This window comes from Pseudomonas sp. GM48, assembly GCF_000282335.1.
Classification (GTDB): Bacteria; Pseudomonadota; Gammaproteobacteria; order Pseudomonadales; family Pseudomonadaceae; genus Aquipseudomonas.
Genome location: NZ_AKJM01000035.1, coordinates 45,718 through 63,517, shown reverse-complemented (window position 1 = coordinate 63,517; position 17,800 = coordinate 45,718). Strand labels below are relative to the sequence as shown.

At 60.3% G+C, this 17,800-nt stretch carries 18 protein-coding genes; 12 read left to right on the top strand and 6 right to left on the bottom strand.

From position 1 onward, the window contains the following. Nucleotide 1 precedes the first annotated feature (1 nt). Complete coding sequence (locus PMI28_RS0128305; protein ID WP_007982974.1) at nucleotides 2-907, top strand: alpha/beta hydrolase; 906 nt, start codon at nucleotides 2-4, stop codon at nucleotides 905-907. Between the two features lie 130 nt (nucleotides 908-1,037). On the opposite strand, the gene PMI28_RS24190 is transcribed toward PMI28_RS0128305, so the two are convergent. Next, nucleotides 1,038-1,790, bottom strand: coding sequence for a DUF2059 domain-containing protein (locus PMI28_RS24190; RefSeq protein WP_007982973.1), 753 nt, complete (start codon nucleotides 1,788-1,790; stop codon nucleotides 1,038-1,040). A 108-nt stretch (nucleotides 1,791-1,898) separates the two neighbouring features. On the opposite strand from PMI28_RS24190, the gene PMI28_RS24195 reads away from it, so the two are divergent. Then, nucleotides 1,899-2,531: a 2OG-Fe(II) oxygenase gene (locus tag PMI28_RS24195; RefSeq protein WP_007982972.1), complete on the top strand. Its 633-nt coding sequence runs from the start codon at nucleotides 1,899-1,901 to the stop codon at nucleotides 2,529-2,531. A gap of 2 nt (nucleotides 2,532-2,533) precedes the next feature. Beyond that, nucleotides 2,534-3,019, top strand: a complete 486-nt coding sequence (locus tag PMI28_RS24200; RefSeq protein ID WP_007982969.1) for a DUF523 domain-containing protein — start codon at nucleotides 2,534-2,536, stop codon at nucleotides 3,017-3,019. Nucleotides 3,020-3,141: 122 nt separating this feature from the next. On the opposite strand, the gene PMI28_RS24205 is transcribed toward PMI28_RS24200, so the two are convergent. Beyond that, nucleotides 3,142-3,726: a transporter substrate-binding domain-containing protein gene (locus PMI28_RS24205; RefSeq protein ID WP_007982968.1), complete on the bottom strand. Its 585-nt coding sequence runs from the start codon at nucleotides 3,724-3,726 to the stop codon at nucleotides 3,142-3,144. Nucleotides 3,727-3,861: 135 nt separating this feature from the next. Between PMI28_RS24205 and PMI28_RS24210 the strand changes: the two genes are divergently transcribed. Further along, a complete protein-coding gene (locus PMI28_RS24210; protein ID WP_007982967.1) occupies nucleotides 3,862-4,287 on the top strand; it encodes a DUF4399 domain-containing protein in 426 nt (141 codons plus the stop codon). A 61-nt stretch (nucleotides 4,288-4,348) separates the two neighbouring features. On the opposite strand, the gene serA is transcribed toward PMI28_RS24210, so the two are convergent. Continuing rightward, a complete protein-coding gene (gene serA, locus PMI28_RS24215) occupies nucleotides 4,349-5,578 on the bottom strand; it encodes a phosphoglycerate dehydrogenase (RefSeq protein WP_007982966.1) in 1,230 nt (409 codons plus the stop codon). Between the two features lie 204 nt (nucleotides 5,579-5,782). Here serA and PMI28_RS24220 point away from each other — a divergent pair, with 204 nt between their 5' ends. From PMI28_RS24220 to PMI28_RS24235, 4 genes are all read left to right on the top strand, one after another. Beyond that, the gene (locus tag PMI28_RS24220) at nucleotides 5,783-7,177 is read left to right on the top strand and encodes an FAD-binding oxidoreductase (protein WP_033063108.1); all 1,395 of its coding nucleotides are present in this window, start codon (nucleotides 5,783-5,785) and stop codon (nucleotides 7,175-7,177) included. Between the two features lie 39 nt (nucleotides 7,178-7,216). Next, on the top strand, nucleotides 7,217-7,882 hold the full coding sequence (locus tag PMI28_RS24225; RefSeq protein ID WP_007982959.1) for a fumarylacetoacetate hydrolase family protein: 666 nt from the start codon (nucleotides 7,217-7,219) through the stop codon (nucleotides 7,880-7,882). A gap of 257 nt (nucleotides 7,883-8,139) precedes the next feature. After that, a complete protein-coding gene (locus PMI28_RS24230) occupies nucleotides 8,140-9,066 on the top strand; it encodes an SdiA-regulated domain-containing protein (protein WP_007982957.1) in 927 nt (308 codons plus the stop codon). 117 nt (nucleotides 9,067-9,183) lie between these two features. After that, nucleotides 9,184-10,101, top strand: coding sequence for an SdiA-regulated domain-containing protein (locus tag PMI28_RS24235; protein WP_007982955.1), 918 nt, complete (start codon nucleotides 9,184-9,186; stop codon nucleotides 10,099-10,101). 161 nt (nucleotides 10,102-10,262) lie between these two features. Here the strand turns inward: PMI28_RS24235 and rpiA are convergent, their stop codons facing one another. After that, entirely contained in the window at nucleotides 10,263-10,937 is a 675-nt protein-coding gene (gene rpiA / locus PMI28_RS24240) for a ribose-5-phosphate isomerase RpiA (RefSeq protein WP_007982953.1), read from the bottom strand. A gap of 322 nt (nucleotides 10,938-11,259) precedes the next feature. Between rpiA and ilvA the strand changes: the two genes are divergently transcribed. Next, nucleotides 11,260-12,774, top strand: a complete 1,515-nt coding sequence (ilvA, locus tag PMI28_RS24245) for a threonine ammonia-lyase, biosynthetic (protein WP_007982951.1) — start codon at nucleotides 11,260-11,262, stop codon at nucleotides 12,772-12,774. Nucleotides 12,775-12,813: 39 nt separating this feature from the next. Continuing rightward, nucleotides 12,814-13,239 carry a DUF2269 domain-containing protein gene (locus PMI28_RS24250; RefSeq protein WP_007982950.1) on the top strand — a complete coding sequence of 142 codons (426 nt, stop codon included), beginning with the start codon at nucleotides 12,814-12,816 and terminating at the stop codon, nucleotides 13,237-13,239. A gap of 117 nt (nucleotides 13,240-13,356) precedes the next feature. On the opposite strand, the gene PMI28_RS24255 is transcribed toward PMI28_RS24250, so the two are convergent. Next, complete coding sequence (locus PMI28_RS24255) at nucleotides 13,357-14,013, bottom strand: HAD family hydrolase (protein ID WP_007982948.1); 657 nt, start codon at nucleotides 14,011-14,013, stop codon at nucleotides 13,357-13,359. Between the two features lie 143 nt (nucleotides 14,014-14,156). On the opposite strand from PMI28_RS24255, the gene PMI28_RS24260 reads away from it, so the two are divergent. Further along, nucleotides 14,157-14,636 carry an RNA pyrophosphohydrolase gene (locus PMI28_RS24260; protein WP_003229203.1) on the top strand — a complete coding sequence of 160 codons (480 nt, stop codon included), beginning with the start codon at nucleotides 14,157-14,159 and terminating at the stop codon, nucleotides 14,634-14,636. Nucleotides 14,637-14,658: 22 nt separating this feature from the next. Further along, the gene (gene ptsP / locus PMI28_RS24265) at nucleotides 14,659-16,938 is read left to right on the top strand and encodes a phosphoenolpyruvate--protein phosphotransferase (protein ID WP_007982946.1); all 2,280 of its coding nucleotides are present in this window, start codon (nucleotides 14,659-14,661) and stop codon (nucleotides 16,936-16,938) included. A gap of 111 nt (nucleotides 16,939-17,049) precedes the next feature. Here the strand turns inward: ptsP and PMI28_RS24270 are convergent, their stop codons facing one another. Further along, complete coding sequence (locus PMI28_RS24270) at nucleotides 17,050-17,796, bottom strand: NRDE family protein (protein WP_007982944.1); 747 nt, start codon at nucleotides 17,794-17,796, stop codon at nucleotides 17,050-17,052. Nucleotides 17,797-17,800 lie beyond the last annotated feature (4 nt).

Sequence of the window (17,800 nt, the reverse complement as noted above, 5' to 3'; positions counted from 1 at the left end):
CCTGCCACTGGCGGCCGGGCAGCCGTTGTCGGCGCAGGCGCAGGCTTACCGGCGATTCTACGGGCTGGATTTTGCGCAGCGGCAGGTGCGCAGTGGCCTGGGGCGATTCGAGGTCGATGGTTATGAGCTGGTCAGCCAGTTCTGGTGGCCTGAGCGGGCCAAGGCGACGCTGTTTGTCATCCACGGTTTCTACGACCACACCGGGCTTTACCGGCATGTGATCGAGTGGGCGCTGGACCAGGGCTTTGCGGTGATTGCCTGCGACTTGCCGGGGCATGGCCTGTCCAGCGGCGAGCGGGCGAGTATCAAGGATTTCGCCGAGTATCAGGACGCGTTGCAAGGGCTGTTCAGAGAGGCGCAATCCCTCGACTTACCGCAACCGTGGCACCTGTGCGGGCAGAGTACCGGCGGGGCGATCGTGATCGATCATGTTTTGAATGCGGGGGCGAACAGCCCGGCCCAGGGCCAGGTGATTCTGCTGTCGCCGCTGGTGCGGCCGCGGGCGTGGGGTTGGTCGCAACTGAGCTACTACGTGCTCAAGCCTTTCGTCAAAGCCATCGCCCGCCGCTTCAGCGAGAACTCCAACGACCCGGCCTTTCTGCCGTTCCTGCAAGCCGATCCGTTGCAGCCTTTGCGTCTGCCGACGGCCTGGGTGGGCGCATTGGCGCGCTGGATCAAGCGCATCGAGGCCGCGCCCACGAGTAGCCGCCGACCGTTGATCGTGCAGGGGCAGGCCGACATGACCGTGGATTGGGAGCACAACCTGGAAATGTTGCGGGGCAAGTTTGATCGGCCACAAGTGCTGATGCTGCCCGAGGCACGGCATCATCTGGCGAATGAGACGCTGGTGATGCGACAGGAGTATTTCGGGTTTCTGACCAGGCGGATCAAGGGCCGCAATCCTTAGCGACAGTTATGGCCCCTTCGCGGGCAAGCCCGCTCCCACAGGTTTTTCGGTGATCACAGAATAGTGGGCATGCACAGACCCACTGTGGGAGCGGGCTTGCTCGCGAAAGCGATCTATCTGGCGCTAAAAATCACTGGGTCAGGTTCGAATTGCTCTGCCCTACCGCCAACCCTGCGCGAATCGCCGCCAGCGCCGCCTGATAATAAGCCTGGCCTTCCGCCGATTCGGCAAAGGTCGCAAACTCTTCCAGCTCGTTATCCGACAGGTCGCGATAGACGTAGAGCAGCGTGTTGTTCAGGTCACTGCCGATCTGATCCATCAGGCGCTGACGTTGTCCGTTCAACATGCCCTGTGCCTGACCGGCACCCAACAGCCCAGGAATCATCGAGCTCAAACTGTCCGCGGCGACGCCAGCAATTGCCAGGCTGACTTCCGCGCCAGCCTCGCGTGCGGGCAGGGCTTGGGCCAAATGGCCGATGATCAGCATGCGGCTGTCGCTCGCCTGCATCTTCGGCAGACCCTTGGCGTTTTTCGCCAGTTGGTCGCGACGGGTCGCCAGCAGTTCGGCGGCGACGATTTTCTTGCCCAAGGGCGACTTGAAAAACGTCAGCGCGGGTTTGGGGTCGGCGAGGTTCTTGCGCAATTGTGCTTCGGCACGCTGGTCCACGGCCTGGTCGGCAAAACGCTGATTGCTGTTATTGACCAGCGCCTGAAACACCGCTGGAGGCAGGCTGCCCTGGTAGCGTTGCTGGGCAGCGGAAAGGGCGTCGTTGAAATGCGCGCGTTGTTCCGGCCAGCCGGCGACCTTGTACAACTGGTCGTGGCCGTCTGCCCAGGCGGGCAAAACGCAGAACATCAGCAGTGATAAAAGCAAACGGCGCATAGGGACTCCAGTCAGCAGGCGACTATTCTCCGTGCGGCATCCGTACTTGTCGAGAATTCGTATCAACCCGCTGCGCGGCTCTGTCGGATTTCCGGGCACAGGAATACTATGCGCGACATGCAAATATCCTCTGATCACCCGCTGCTGTTACGAATCGTCGACGACCTGGCCGAGCACGGCTGGTCGCAGCAGAATATTTTCCTGCCTCAGGATCTGACTCGAGCGCTGGCGGCCGAGTGCCGTAAACGAGCTGCCGAGGGTGAACTGGCTCCGGCCGCCGTGGGCCGCGGGCCGTCATCGGAGATCCGCGAAGGGATTCGTGGCGACCATATCCAGTGGATCGACCCCGGCCAGGCCGAGGCCTGCGACAGCTACCTGAGTTTGATGGACAGCCTGCGCGAGGCGATCAATCGCGGTCTGTTTCTCGGCCTGGAGGATTTCGAAAGCCATTTTGCGATGTACCCGCCCGGTGCTTTCTACCTGAAGCATGTCGACCGTTTTCGCGATGACGACCGGCGCATGGTTTCGGCGGTGGTTTACCTCAATGACGGCTGGCTTCCGGAACACGGCGGCCAGTTGCGCATGTACCTCGACAATGCTCGCGCCCACGACGTGCAACCTATCGGCGGTTGCCTGGTGGTGTTTCTCTCCGGTGAGGTGCCCCACGAAGTCCTGCCCGCGACCCGGGATCGCCTGTCGCTGACCGGCTGGTTCCGCCGGCGCGGCAACGAGCCGTTCTGATCATGCAAAAAATCCTTGTCAGCCGCTGCCTGCTGGGCCACCGCGTCCGTTACGACGGTGGGGCCAGCGGGCCGTTCGATCAGCTTCAGCAGTGGCTTGATGAGGGACGGGTCGTGCCGTTGTGCCCGGAGGTGGCCGGTGGTTTGCCAACCCCTCGGGCAGCGGCGGAAATCCCTGGCGGGCAAGGCGCGCAAGTCCTCGACGGCCAGGCGTTGGTGATCACTACCGAGGGCGAGGACGTCAGTGCGCAGTTTCTGTCGGGGGCGTATCAGGCACTGGAGCTGGTCCAAAAGCACGGCATCCGCGTCGCCATCCTCAAGGCCAACAGCCCGTCCTGCGGCAATCGGCTGACCTATGACGGGACGTTCAGCGGTGTGAAGGTCAGTGGCGAAGGCGTGACGGCCGCGTTGCTCAAGCGCCACGGGGTGCAGGTATTCAGTGAGCTGGAGTTGCCGCAGGCGGCGCAGGCATTGGCTGCGCAGGACTGACCAACACAACCCCCCTGTGGGAGCGGGCTTGCTCGCGAATGCGCCGGGTCAGTCGATATTAATCTTGCCTGACACACCGCCTTCGCGAGCAAGCCCGCTCCCACAAAGGATCTCAATCCTCTTCAAGGTTTCGGCACTTCGCCCGCATCCACCCCCAGCCACTTCTGCTCCAGCGCTTGTAGCCGCCCATCCTCCTTGATCCGCTGCAACGCGTTTTCCAGGCTGGCATGGAACGCCGGATTACCCTTCTGAAACGGAATTGCCAGGCTCACGACCGGATTGCTCCTGGGCTTCTCTTCCGTCAGCGACTGCACCAGCAAAATGGAGCGCGGCTCTTCTTTCTGCGCGATCAATTGCGCATTGGTTTGAATGTAGGGTTCGCTGAAGTCGAAACGATCCTTGAGATCCGGCGTCTCTGTTATGTGATTGATGGCGATGTCGTATTTGCCGCTTTCGACGCCGCTCAACAGATCGCTGCCGTCGGTAACGACAAAGTCGGCCCGGACATCGAGTTCACTTGCCAGCAGTTGGCCCAACTCGACTTCGAACCCGGTGAGTTTGTCGTCTTCCTTGAAATTAAATGGGGGAGTGTTGGCTTCAACGGCAATGCGCAACTCGCCCCGGTCGTTGATGTCATCAATCAGTTCGGCGTGAGCCAATGGGCTCAGAAGGGGTAGCAGGCAGATCAGGCCAGGCAGAAAGCGCATGGTCACTCCTTTGATTTTTTTATCGCGACCCTCTGATTCAGGCTCGCTTTGCTATGGTTGTCGAGAGCCTTCGACAACGAATGGCCACGAAGTTGTCATGGCCACGCGAATTTTACGGAAAAACTGGAGAAGATAATGAAAACCTTTATGTCACGAGCTGCTTTGGCTGGCCTGTTGATGGGTGTTTCGATGCTGGCCAGTGCTGCCACGCCGGCTCCGAAAGGCGCCGAAGTGTCCATCGTTACCCCCAAGGACGGCGCGACGATCCCACAGACTGTCGTCGTCAAATTCGCGGTCGAGAACATTGCCCTGGCACCGGCGGGCGATACCACCAAGAACACCGGTCATCACCACGTGCTGATCGACGTCGATGAGCTGCCAGCCGCCGGTGTGCCGATCCCCAAGGATGCCAACCACCTGCATTTCGGCGGTGCGCAGACCCAGGCGGAAATAACGCTCACGCCGGGCAAACACACCCTGCAGCTTGAACTGGGCGATAGCAACCACATGCCGTTCGATCCGCCGATCGTTTCCGAGAAGATCACGGTCAACGTCAAGTAACCTTGTTGCGTGAATGAAAAAGGGAGCCAGAAGGCTCCCTTTTTTGTCGCTCAGGTCGTGATCAGAACAACACACGGCTACGGATGGTGCCTTTGACGTGTTGCAGCTTCTCTTGCGCCAGGTCCGAGTACTCGGCGTCGACGTCGATCACCACGTAGCCGACCTTCTCGTTGGTCTGCAGGAACTGACCGGAGATGTTGATGCCGTTTTCGGCGAAGACCTTGTTGATCTCGCTGAGTACGCCCGGAATGTTTTCGTGGATGTGCAGCAGGCGGTGCTTGCCAGGGTGAGCCGGCAGGGCCACTTCCGGGAAGTTCACGGACGATACCGAAGTACCGTTGTCGCTGTACTTGACCAGTTTTTCCGCGACTTCCAGACCGATGTTGGCCTGGGCTTCGGCAGTGGAACCGCCGATGTGCGGCGTCAGGATCACGTTGTCCAGGCCACGCAGCGGGCTTTCGAACTCTTCGTCGTTGGAGCGTGGCTCCACCGGGAATACGTCGATGGCCGCGCCGATCAGGTGCTTGTCCTTGATCGCGTCCGCCAGGGCGTCCAGTTCGACCACGGTGCCGCGGGCGGCGTTGATCAGGATGCCGCCCTTCTTGATAGCGCGGATTTCTTTCTCGCCCATCATCCACTGGGTGGCGGCAGTTTCCGGTACGTGCAGCGAAACGATGTCGGACATCGCCAGCAGCTCGTGCAGGTTGCCTACCTGAGTAGCGTTACCCAGCGGCAGCTTGGTGATGGTGTCGTAGAAGTACACCTGCATGCCCAGGCCTTCAGCCAGGACCGACAGTTGAGTACCGATCGAGCCGTAACCGACGATGCCCAGCTTCTTGCCACGGATTTCGAAGGAGTTGGCCGCACTCTTGATCCAGCCGCCACGGTGGCAGGAAGCGTTCTTCTCAGGGATGCCGCGCAGCAGCAGGATCGCCTCTGCCAGCACCAGCTCCGCTACGGAACGGGTGTTGGAGTACGGTGCGTTGAACACAGCGATGCCGCGTTCGCGAGCAGCGTCCAGGTCGACCTGGTTGGTGCCGATGCAGAAACAGCCGACAGCCACCAGTTTCTTCGCGTGATCGAAGATCTCTTCGGTCAGTTGAGTACGGGAGCGAATGCCGATGAAGTGAGCATCAGCGATCTTTTCCTTGAGCTGGGCTTCCGGCAGAGAACCTGTGAGGTACTCGATGCTGGTGTAGCCCGCCGCCTTGAGGACGTCGACAGCCGATTGGTGGACGCCTTCGAGAAGAAGGAACTTGATCTTGCTCTTATCGAGAGAAGTCTTGCTCATCTGCGTAAACCTGTATCCCGGAGAAAATTGGCAGGAAATGGTCAACAGACGCTGACCCGAGCGGCATGACAGCCGTCGCCGCAGAATAGCCGTTGGGCACTATCCTGCGGGGTCGGTATGCTAGCATATGCGCCCCGCTAAACACTCATTCCTGCGACGTGAAGCGTTCTCAGGATGACCATGAATTGTTCGAGAGTTCTGTCGATGACCAATCCTGCCCTGATTGAAGAGCTGAAGACCCTGGTTGAGCCTGGCAAGGTGCTGACCGATGCCGACTCCCTGAATGCTTACGGAAAGGATTGGACCAAGCATTTCGCCCCGGCCCCGACCGCCATCGTATTCCCCAAGACCACCGAGCAGGTCCAGGCCATTGTCCTGTGGGCCAATAAACACAAGGTGGCGCTGGTGCCGTCCGGCGGTCGTACCGGGTTGTCCGCCGCTGCCGTGGCGGCCAATGGCGAAGTGGTCGTGTCGTTCGACTACATGAACCAGATCCTCGACGTGAACCTCACTGACCGCACCGCCGTTTGTCAGCCGGGCGTGGTCACCGAGCATCTGCAGAACGTGGCCGAAGAAAAGGGCCTGTATTACCCGGTGGACTTCGCTTCGGCCGGTTCCAGTCAGATTGGCGGCAATATCGGCACCAATGCCGGCGGAATCAAGGTGATTCGCTACGGCATGACCCGCAACTGGGTCGCCGGCATGAAAGTGGTCACCGGCAAGGGCGACGTGCTGGAACTGAACCGCGACCTGATCAAGAACGCCACCGGCTACGACATGCGTCAGCTGTTCATTGGCGCCGAAGGCACCCTCGGTTTCGTGGTCGAGGCGACCATGCGCCTGGACCGTGCGCCGAAAAACCTCACCGCGATGGTTCTCGGCACCGCCGATTTCGACTCGATCATGCCGGTGCTGCACGCCTTCCAGAGCAAGCTTGACCTGACCGCCTTCGAATTCTTCTCCGACAAAGCCCTGGCCAAGGTCATGGCCCGTGGCGATGTTCCGGCGCCGTTCGAATCCGACTGCCCGTTCTACGCACTGCTGGAATTCGAAGCGACCACCGAAGAAGTGGCCAACCACGCCCTGGAAACTTTCGAGCACTGCGTTGAGCAAGGCTGGGTGCTGGATGGCGTGATGAGCCAGAGCGAAACCCAGCTGCAGAACCTGTGGAAACTGCGCGAATACATTTCCGAAACCATTTCCCACTGGACGCCGTACAAGAACGACATCTCGGTCACCGTATCGAAAGTCCCGGCATTTCTGAAGGAAATTGACGCGATCGTCGGCGAACACTACCCGGACTTCGAAATCGTCTGGTTCGGCCACATCGGCGACGGCAACCTGCACTTGAACATCCTCAAGCCGGATAACCTGAGCAAGGACGAGTTCTTCGCCAAGTGCGCCACCGTAAACAAGTGGGTGTTCGAAACCGTCGAGAAGTACAACGGTTCGATTTCCGCCGAGCACGGTGTGGGCATGACCAAACGTGACTACTTGGCCTACAGCCGTTCGCCGGTCGAGATCGAGTACATGAAAGCGGTCAAGGCGGTGTTCGACCCGAACGGCATCATGAACCCGGGCAAGATCTTCGCGGTTTGATCTGCACCCCTCAAGCATCAATGAAGGAAGGAGTCGGAAATGAGCTATCAGCACCAGTATGTCGACGGTACGCGTATTCATTTCCCGTTGGGGAAAGTGGTGTGCATCGGCCGTAACTACGCCGAACACGCCAGGGAACTGGATAACCCGGTGCCGACCGAGCCACTGCTGTTCATCAAGCCGGGCAGTTGCGTGGTGCCGCTGGAAGGTGGTTTCAGCATTCCCACCGAGCGCGGCTCGGTGCACTACGAAGCGGAAATCGCGGTGCTGATCGGCAAGCCGTTGTCGACCAGACCGAGCCGTGAAGAAGTGCTCGACGCCATCTCCGGCTTCGCCCCGGCCCTGGACCTGACCCTGCGCGACAAGCAGGCCGAGCTGAAATCCAAGGGTTTGCCGTGGGAAATCGCCAAGTCCTTCGATGGTGCCGCGGTACTTGCTCCGTTCGTGTCTGGCGACACCTTTGCCGACCTGACCGACATTGGCATCCGCCTGACCATCAACGGCGAAGTGCGCCAGGATGGCAACAGTAGCGCAATGCTCAACCCGATCGTGCCGATGATCCAGCACATGGCCGGCTGCTTCTCGTTGCAGGCTGGGGATGTGATCCTCACCGGCACGCCAGTGGGTGTCGGGCCGCTGAATGTCGGTGACGAGATCGTCCTGGAACTGCCGGGCGCCAGCCGGTTTACCAGCAGCGTTCGCTAGCCCAGGCGCCGCTGTACCCTGTGGGAGCGGGCTTGCTCGCGAAAGCGGTGTGTCAGGCAACACTTATGTCGACTGACACTCCCCCTTCGCGAGCAAGCCCGCTCCCACATTGGTCTTGTCGTGGCCTGTAGATGGCTCACCCTGTCATTTCCCGTTTTTTTCACATCCTGTCTGGATAATTTCAGGGCCTTCGGCCTCTGAGCCGGCCCCAAACTGTGCTATTACCCATAGCCTGAATTTCTGGAATACATTCCCCGATGGCCCCTCCTCCGCTTTCCACGCTTGAATCTGCCCGCCGCTCACGCTTCGCCCTGCGTTGGCACACCTGGCTGCTTTTGGTGGCCGTTGTCGCCTACGGTGTTGCATTCGCCATGCACTGGGATGCGCGAGGCATGCTCTGGGTAAAAGAGCAATTCAAAAGCCCGGCCGAGCGCCAGGCGAGTATCTGGCTTCCGGACTATCGGGCGGTGATCGATGCCAAGCCGTTGCCAGGCATGGAAAAGGACGAAGCGTCGGATCTGTCGTACGACCCTCAAACCAAGACCCTGTTTTCGGTCATGGGCAAGAACCCGTTCCTGGTCGAATTGAACCTGCAGGGCGATGTGCTGCGCAAAATGCCATTGATCGGCTGGAGCAATCCTGAGGGCGTCACAGTTCTGGGTGATGGCCGCCTGGCCATTGTCGATGAACGTGAGCATTTGATCGCCATCGTCAAGGTCGATGCCGACACTCGCGAACTGAACATCGCCGATTTCCCGAAATACGACCTCGGGCCCTCCAAAGACCAGAACAAGGCTTTCGAGGGGGTCACCTGGGATCCTCGTAATCAGCAACTGGTGCTGGGCGAAGAGCGCCCGCCGGCATTGTTTGCCTGGAAAGGTGACGGCAAGGTTCTGACCGGCGACAAGCTGAAGCTGGCCAGTCATGCACTGGACATGCGCAACCTGTCGGCACTGGCCATCGACCCGCGGACCGGCCACATGCTGGTACTGTCCGCCGAATCGCACCTGTTGCTGGAGCTGGACAAACAGGGTGAGCAGGTCAGTTTCATCACCCTGCTGCGTGGCTTCAACGGCCTGAAAAATACCATTCCCCGTGCCGAAGGCGTGGCCATGGATGAAGCGGGCACGCTGTACGTGGTGAGTGAGCCGAACCTGTTTTATCGCTTCGAAAAACAGCACTGACGTTTACGATTTGCAGGATTGCCTGTGTTCGGTTGTAGGATCGGGCCAGCGGCCATTAAGCTTCAGTTCAGACAGGCGTGATATTTCATCCGCCTGTTTTAACCCGAGCCCGCCCGAATGCATCGATTTGCCCGCCCAAAATTCCTGATTCTGATCCTGTCGGTAGTCTTGCTGATCGCGTTGACCGTGATCGCCCAGTACCAGCGCCTGTTCGAGCGTGCGTGGTTCAATGTGCACACGCTGTTGCAGCCGGTGAACTCCCGGTCCATGGGGTTGGACCAATACCAGGTCGTGACCCAGGCGCAGGTGATCGATGGCCTGGCTGACGACGTTTCTGCGTTGACCTACGACCCGGTGCGCAAAAGCCTGTTCACCGTCACCAACAAAAACAGCGAGTTGATCGAGTTGTCCCTCGACGGCAAGGTTTTGCGCCGTGTGGCGCTGGTCGGCTTCGGCGATCCGGAGGCGGTGGAGTTCATCAGCGCGGACACCTATGTGGTCGCTGATGAAAGCGAGCAACGGCTGATCAAGATTCATCTGGAGCAGGACACCGTCTTCGTCGACGCAGCAGACGCGGAGCAGGTGACCATTGGCGTACACATGGGCACCAACAAGGGCTTCGAGGGGTTGGCTTACGATTCGCGGGGCAAGCGCCTGTTCGTCGCCAAGGAGCGCGACCCGATGCTGATCTACGAAGTGCATGGTTTTCCGCGCTTCAATCCCGAAGAATCCTACTCGGTGCACGTGATCAACAACCCCAAGCGTGATGCCGGGATGTTTGTGCGCGACCTGTCGAGCCTGCAATACGACGAGCGCAGCGGGCATTTGCTGGCGCTATCCGATGAATCGCGGCTGATTCTGGAGCTCGATGTGGACGGGCGTCCGCTGAGCACCATGTCCCTGAGCAAGTGGCACCAGGGGTTGCAAAAAAACGTGCCGCAAGCGGAAGGGATTGCCATGGATGACGACGGTACGATGTACCTCGTCAGTGAGCCGAACCTGTTTTACGTCTTCAAAAAACCAACGCAACCCTAACCAACACCACAAAACAAATGTGGGAGCGGGCTTGCTCGCGAAGGGGTCGTGCCAGTCGATAGAGATGTCAACTGACAGTCTGCATTCGCGAGCAAGTCGAATCGTCGCACCGCCGCTCCCACAGGTATTTCATCTGCCCACAAACAGGTGGGCAGTCTGGCTTATTGGGCGCGCAGGGTTTTTACCCCTTCACTGGTACCCAACAACAGCAAATCCGCCGGACGCGCCGCGAACAAACCATTGGTGACCACGCCGACGATCGCATTGATCTGCGTCTCCAGCTCCACCGGGTTGGTGATCTGCATGTTGAACACGTCGAGGATGATGTTGCCGTTGTCGGTCAGCACGCCTTCGCGGTACACCGGGTCGCCGCCAAGCTTCACCAGCTCGCGGGCCACGTGGCTGCGGGCCATCGGGATGACTTCCACCGGCAGCGGGAAAGTCCCGAGGACCGGTACCAGTTTGCTCGCGTCGGCGATGCAGATGAACGTCTTGGCCACGGCCGCGACAATTTTCTCGCGGGTCAGGGCAGCGCCGCCGCCCTTGATCAGGTTCAGGTGCTCATCGCTTTCATCGGCGCCGTCGACGTAGAACTCCAGGTCGCTGACGGTGTTCAGTTCGTACACCGGAATCCCGTGGCCCTTGAGGCGCGCGGCGGTGGCTTCGGAGCTGGCGACGGCACCATCGAATGCGCCCTTGTGCCGGGCCAGGGCATCGATGAAGCAGTTGGCGGTGGAGCCGGTGCCGACCCCGACGATGCTCTTGTCGTCGAGTTTCGGCAGGATGAAGTCGACGGCGGCCTGAGCCACTGCCTGTTTGAGTTGATCCTGGTTCATGCGGGCTCCGAGGTGCCGAGGAGAGAACGAAAGGCCGGCATTATAGGCTTCGGGGCGGGGAAGGTCATTGCCCGATTGGCGGGTCGGATATGTATACCTGCTGCCCCGACAACTGTAGGAGCGAGCTTGCTCGCGATGGTCGTGAACGATAACGCGTGAAACCAGACACCCAACGGCGCCATTGGATTTTTCGCGAGCAAGCTCGCTCCTACAGGTAATGAACTCTCTCGGCGCTTTAAAACCACCGGTTTAGTGTGGTCGTGCGGTCGAAAGCCGGGTTAGACTCCTTGGTCCTGCCCAACCCGCTCAGTGATGCTTTCCGATGCTTGAACAGTACGTCAAAAAGATCCTCACCTCGCGCGTTTATGACGTTGCCGTAGAAACCCCATTGCAGACTGCCCGTCAGCTCTCCGAGCGGCTGGGCAACAGTATTTGGCTCAAGCGCGAAGACTTGCAGCCGGTGTTCTCGTTCAAGATTCGCGGCGCCTACAACAAGCTGACGCAGTTGAGCGACGAAGAACGTGCTCGTGGTGTCGTCACCGCGTCGGCGGGCAACCATGCCCAAGGCCTGGCCCTGGCGGCGAAGGTGTTGGGCGTGAAAGCGACCATCGTCATGCCCAAGACCACTCCGGAAATCAAGGTCGAAGGCGTGCGTTCCCGTGGCGGCAAAGTGGTGCTGCATGGCGATTCGTTCCCGGAAGCCCTGGCCTACTCGCTGAAACTGGTCGATGAAAAAGGCTACGTCTACATTCACCCCTACGACGATCCCCACACCATTGCCGGGCAGGGCACCGTGGCCATGGAGATTCTGCGCCAGCACCCGCAGCCACTGGATGCGATTTTCGTCCCAGTGGGCGGCGGCGGCCTGATTGCCGGCATCGCGGCGTACGTGAAGTACCTGCGTCCGGACATCAAGATCATTGGCGTCGAACCGGATGACTCCAATTGCCTGCAAGCCGCCATGGCGGCGGGCGAGCGTGTGGTGTTGCCGACTGTGGGCCTCTTCGCCGACGGTGTTGCGGTGGCCCAGATCGGTCAGCACACCTTCGATATCTGCAAGGATCATGTCGATGAAGTGATCACCGTCAGCACCGACGAAATCTGCGCCGCCATCAAGGACATCTACGACGATACCCGCTCGATCACCGAACCTGCCGGCGCCTTGGGCGTGGCCGGGATCAAGAAGTATGTCGAGCAGCGCGGCGTCAGTGGCCAGACCTTCGTAGCCATCGACTCCGGGGCCAACGTCAACTTCGATCGCTTGCGCCACGTCGCCGAGCGTGCGGAGCTGGGCGAGGGCCGCGAAGCGATCATCGCCGTGACCATTCCCGAGAAACCGGGCAGCTTCAAGGCGTTCTGCGAGGCCATCGGCAAGCGCCAGATCACCGAATTCAACTATCGCTACAACACTGGCAGCGAAGCGCACATCTTTGTCGGCGTGCAGACGCACCCGGAAAGCGATCCGCGCAGCGCACTGATCGCCAGCCTGAGCGAGCAAGGTTTCCCGGTGCTGGACCTGACCGACAACGAGCTGGCCAAGCTGCACATCCGCCACATGGTCGGCGGGCGTGCGGCGCATGTGGTCGATGAAGTGATTCTGCGTTTCGAATTCCCGGAGCGTCCGGGGGCGTTGTTCAACTTCCTCAACAAGCTCGGCGGGCGCTGGAACATTTCGATGTTCCACTACCGCAACCATGGCGCGGCGGATGGCCGGGTCGTCGCGGGCCTGCAAGTGCCACACGACGAGCGCCACCTGGTGCCGGCGGCGCTGGAAGAAATCGGTTACCCGTACTGGGACGAAAGCGACAACCCGGCCTATCAGCTGTTTCTTGGCTGAACGGCTACGCTGATGGGCAAGGCATAAGGAAATCGAACCATGGAAACGTTAACAGCCCTGAAAGCGGCGCACATGGTGGCAACTGTTGTACTGCTGGCCTGTGCGCTGGGCCTGGGAACCTGGGTTTTGCTAGCGCGGCGCAAGGGTGATGCGACGGCGGGAAGCCGCACCCTGCAACGGCCGCGTGTATTTATCTGGCTGTTGATGGGGCTGGCGCTGCTGAGCATGCCGTTCACCGGCTGGTGGATGGTGCATCTGGTGGGATGGCCGTTGGGTCAGACCTGGCTACTGGCGTCCAGCGTGCTGTACACCGTGGCGGCGCTGGCGTGGTTCTGGTTGCTGGTGCGGCTGAACAAGCTGCGCAAGGCGCCGGGTGCTGTGGGGAAATTCACCTTTGCCCTGGCATTGTTCAGTTTTGTCTGTTTTGTTGCCATTGCCGGGTTGATGGGCGCCAAGCCAATTTAAGGCAAACCTGTAGCAGCTGCCGAGGCACGAGGCTGCGTTGTGGTCCGCAGGACCACCCTTAGGGGCCGCTTCGCAGCCCAACGCAGCCTCGTGCCTCGGCAGCTGCTACAAGTGCAATCAATCGCGCAATGAAATTACCGGCCAACCGCGCTTCTCGGCCTCGACCCGCAGTTTCGAATCAGGATCGACAGCGATCGGATTAGCCACCAGCTCCAGCAACGGCAAATCATTCATCGAATCGCTATAGAAGCAGCTGTCTTCCAGCGTATACCCGGTTTCCTCCAGCCAGCGATTCAACCGCGTCACCTTGCCTTCACGGAAACACGGCACATCGGTGCTGCGCCCGGTGTAGCGGCCATCGACCATTTCGCATTCGGTGGCGATCAGGGTTTCGACGCCCAGGCGCACGGCAATCGGCCCGGTGACGAAGCGGTTGGTGGCGGTGATGATCACCAGTTTGTCGCCGGCGGCGCGGTGCTTGGCCAGCAGTTCAATAGCCTTGGGCAGCACGATAGGTTCGATGCAATCGCGCATGTAGTCGCTGTGCCACTGATCCAGCGTGGCCATTTCGGTGCGCCCAAGGACTTCCAGGCAGAAGTTCAGGTACGCGGCGTTATCCAGTTTGCCGGCCAGGTAATCCTGGTAGAACTCATCGTTGCGTGCCTTGTAGGCGACGGCGTCGAGAAAGCCGCGCTCGCACAGGTAATCGCCCCAAGCGTGATCGCTGTCACCGCCCAGAAGGGTGTTGTCCAAATCGAATAAAGCCAGGCGCATTGCAGTTACCCGCTGAAAAGTCAGTAAAAAGGCGACAAGAATACGGTCTTTTCACAAGAGTGCACATAAGGTAGGAACCTTCATTGCTGCCTTCACAACCTTTGTGGAACAATGCGGCGACATGCGTTTGCGAGGTTGTTGCCGTGATCGACCCCGATGGTTTTCGCCCCAATGTCGGGATCATTCTGACGAATGACGCCGGCCAGGTGCTATGGGCTCGCCGAATCAATCAAGATGCCTGGCAGTTTCCGCAAGGGGGAATCAACCCCGAAGAGACGCCGGAAGACGCCTTGTACCGCGAGCTGAACGAAGAAGTAGGCCTGGAGCGCGAAGATGTTGAAATTCTCGCCTGCACCCGGGGCTGGTTGCGCTATCGTTTGCCGCAACGTCTGGTACGTACCCACAGCCAACCACTGTGCATCGGCCAGAAACAGAAATGGTTTCTCCTGCGCCTGATCTCCAACGAGCAGCGGGTGCGGATGGATTTGACCGGTAAACCGGAATTCGATGGCTGGCGCTGGGTCAGCTATTGGTATCCGTTAGGCCAGGTGGTGACATTCAAGCGCGAGGTGTATCGACGCGCTCTCAAAGAGCTTGCCCCGCGCCTTTTAGCGCGCGACTGACGACGGAGTTCGACCCCGAGCCATGCTCAATACGCTGCGCAAGATCGTCCAGGAAGTTAACTCCGCCAAGGATCTCAAGGCGGCGTTGGGGATTATTGTGTTGCGCGTCAAAGAGGCCATGGGCAGCCAGGTCTGCTCGGTCTACCTGCTTGACCCCGAGACCAACCGTTTCGTGCTGATGGCCACCGAGGGCTTGAACAAGCGCTCGATCGGCAAAGTCAGCATGGCACCCAACGAAGGTCTGGTTGGCCTGGTCGGTACGCGCGAAGAACCCCTGAACCTCGAAAACGCTGCGGACCACCCGCGCTACCGCTACTTCGCCGAAACCGGTGAAGAGCGCTTCGCCTCATTCCTCGGGGCGCCGATCATTCACCACCGCCGCGTCGTCGGCGTGTTGGTCATCCAGCAAAAAGAACGTCGCCAGTTCGATGAAGGTGAAGAAGCCTTCCTCGTGACCATGAGCGCGCAGCTCGCCGGCGTTATCGCCCACGCCGAAGCCACCGGTTCGATCCGCGGTCTCGGTCGTCAGGGCAAAGGCATCCAGGAGGCCAAGTTCGTCGGCGTACCGGGTTCGCCGGGTGCCGCGGTCGGTACCGCAGTGGTCATGCTGCCACCGGCCGATCTGGACGTGGTGCCGGACAAGACCATCACCGACATCGACGCCGAACTCGGGCTGTTCAAGACCGCCATCGAAGGCGTGCGCGCCGACATGCGCGCGTTGTCCACCAAGCTCGCCACGCAATTGCGCCCGGAAGAGCGGGCCTTGTTCGACGTCTACCTGATGATGCTCGACGATGCCGCGCTGGGCAGCGAAGTCACCACCGTGATCAAGACCGGCCAGTGGGCCCAGGGCGCGTTGCGCCAGGTGGTCACCGATCACGTCAACCGTTTCGAATTGATGGACGACGCTTACCTGCGCGAGCGTGCGTCGGACGTCAAGGACCTCGGTCGGCGCTTGCTGGCTTATTTGCAGGAAGAACGCCAGCAAACCCTGGTCTACCCCGACAACACCATTCTGGTCAGCGAAGAACTGACGCCGGCGATGCTCGGCGAGGTGCCGGAAGGCAAGCTGGTCGGTCTGGTGTCGGTACTCGGCTCCGGCAACTCCCACGTCGCCATCCTCGCCCGTGCCATGGGCATCCCGACGGTAATGGGCCTGGTCGACCTGCCGTACTCCAAGGTCGACGGCATCCAGATGATCGTCGACGGCTACCACGGCGAGGTCTACACCAACCCGAGTGACGTGCTGCGCAAGCAGTTCGCCGAAGTGGTCGAGGAAGAGAAGCAACTGGCCCTCGGGCTGGATGCGCTGCGCGATCTGCCGTGTGTGACGGTCGATGGCCATCGCATGCCGCTGTGGGTCAACACCGGCCTGCTGGCCGACGTGGCGCGAGCGCAGAAGCGCGGTGCCGAAGGCGTGGGCCTGTACCGCACCGAAGTGCCATTCATGATCAACCAGCGTTTCCCGAGCGAAAAGGAACAACTGGCGATCTACCGCGAACAACTGGCCGCGTTCCACCCGCAACCGGTGACCATGCGCACCCTGGACATCGGTGGCGACAAGTCACTGTCGTACTTCCCGATCAAGGAAGACAACCCGTTCCTCGGCTGGCGCGGCATTCGCGTCACTCTAGACCACCCGGAAATCTTCCTGGTGCAGACCCGTGCCATGCTCAAGGCCAGCGAAGGCTTGAACAACCTGCGCATTCTGCTGCCGATGATCTCCGGCATTCATGAATTGGAAGAAGCGCTGCACCTGATCCACCGCGCCTGGGGCGAAGTGCGCGACGAAGGCTGCGACGTGCCGATGCCGCCGATTGGCGTGATGATCGAGATTCCGGCCGCTGTTTATCAGACCAAGGAACTGGCGCGGCAAGTCGACTTCCTATCGGTCGGTTCCAACGACCTGACCCAATACCTGTTGGCCGTGGACCGCAACAACCCGCGGGTCGCCGATCTTTACGACTACCTGCACCCGGCGGTGCTTCAGGCATTGCAGAACGTCGTGCGTGACGCCCATGCCGAAGGCAAGCCGGTGAGCATCTGCGGTGAAATGGCCGGTGATCCGGCGGCGGCCGTGCTGTTGATGGCGATGGGTTTCGACAGCTTGTCGATGAACGCCACCAACTTGCCGAAAGTGAAGTGGATGCTGCGCCAGATCAACCTGAGCAAGGCCAGGGAATTGCTGGCCGAGCTGATGACCATCGACAACCCGCAAGTGATCCACAGCTCGTTGCAACTGGCACTGAAGAACCTCGGGCTGGCGCGGATGATCAATCCGGGGGCGATCAAGGCCCTCTAAACCTGCGGTGCTCCCACATTGGATCTCCAGGGCACACAGATTGTGTGTACGACGCAGATCCAATGTGGGAGCGGGCTTGCTCGCGAAGACGGCAGGTCAGACTACACATCCCTAAAGCCTGATCTCCACCTCCCCAAGATGCCCGCCAAACGGCCCGAAACTCCGTTCGACCAGATGCCGCGTCCCATCCGCCTGCACGATCAACGCCGTACTGGCCCGCGTCCCGTAACTCTGACTGGCGATAAACACACTCGATAGCAGTGTCTCGGTGGCCAGGCCGACCCCCGTATCCGGCAACTCGGCAACCGGCGCTGGCTGCGAATCACTGAGCAAGGCCAGCAATGCTTGAGGCTGCGGATCGTCCAGCACCTCTCTCAACGCCGCTTTGGCCTTGAGCAGTTTCGGCCAGGGCGTATCCAGCCCGGCGTTCGACAGCCCATGAACCCCGGCAGGCAACATCACAGGCTCAGATTCCCTGGCATTGAAGTGCCAGAGTTCGTTGGCATTGCCAACCAGCAGGTTAAAGCCGCCATATTCCGACGAACGTGCGACAACATCGCTCAAATAATCGTCAATCGGTAGTTCCCCGGTGAGAAACCGCGCCACCAGTTCTCCACGAGACTTGCGCCCCGGTGGCTGGTGGGGATCGCGAATGTTGGTCAGCGCGGCAAAGCGTCCGTTGGCACCGACACCGAGCCAGGTACCACCGGCCTCCAGGTCGCGTCCGGCGTACACCTGGGGTGCTTCGGGCCATTGCGCCAGCGGCAGGCTGGGGCGGGCGTAGAACTCATCGCGATTGGCTGCCACGACCAGCGGCTGGGCATGACCCGGGCGCCAGGCAAAAACAATCAGGCACATAAGG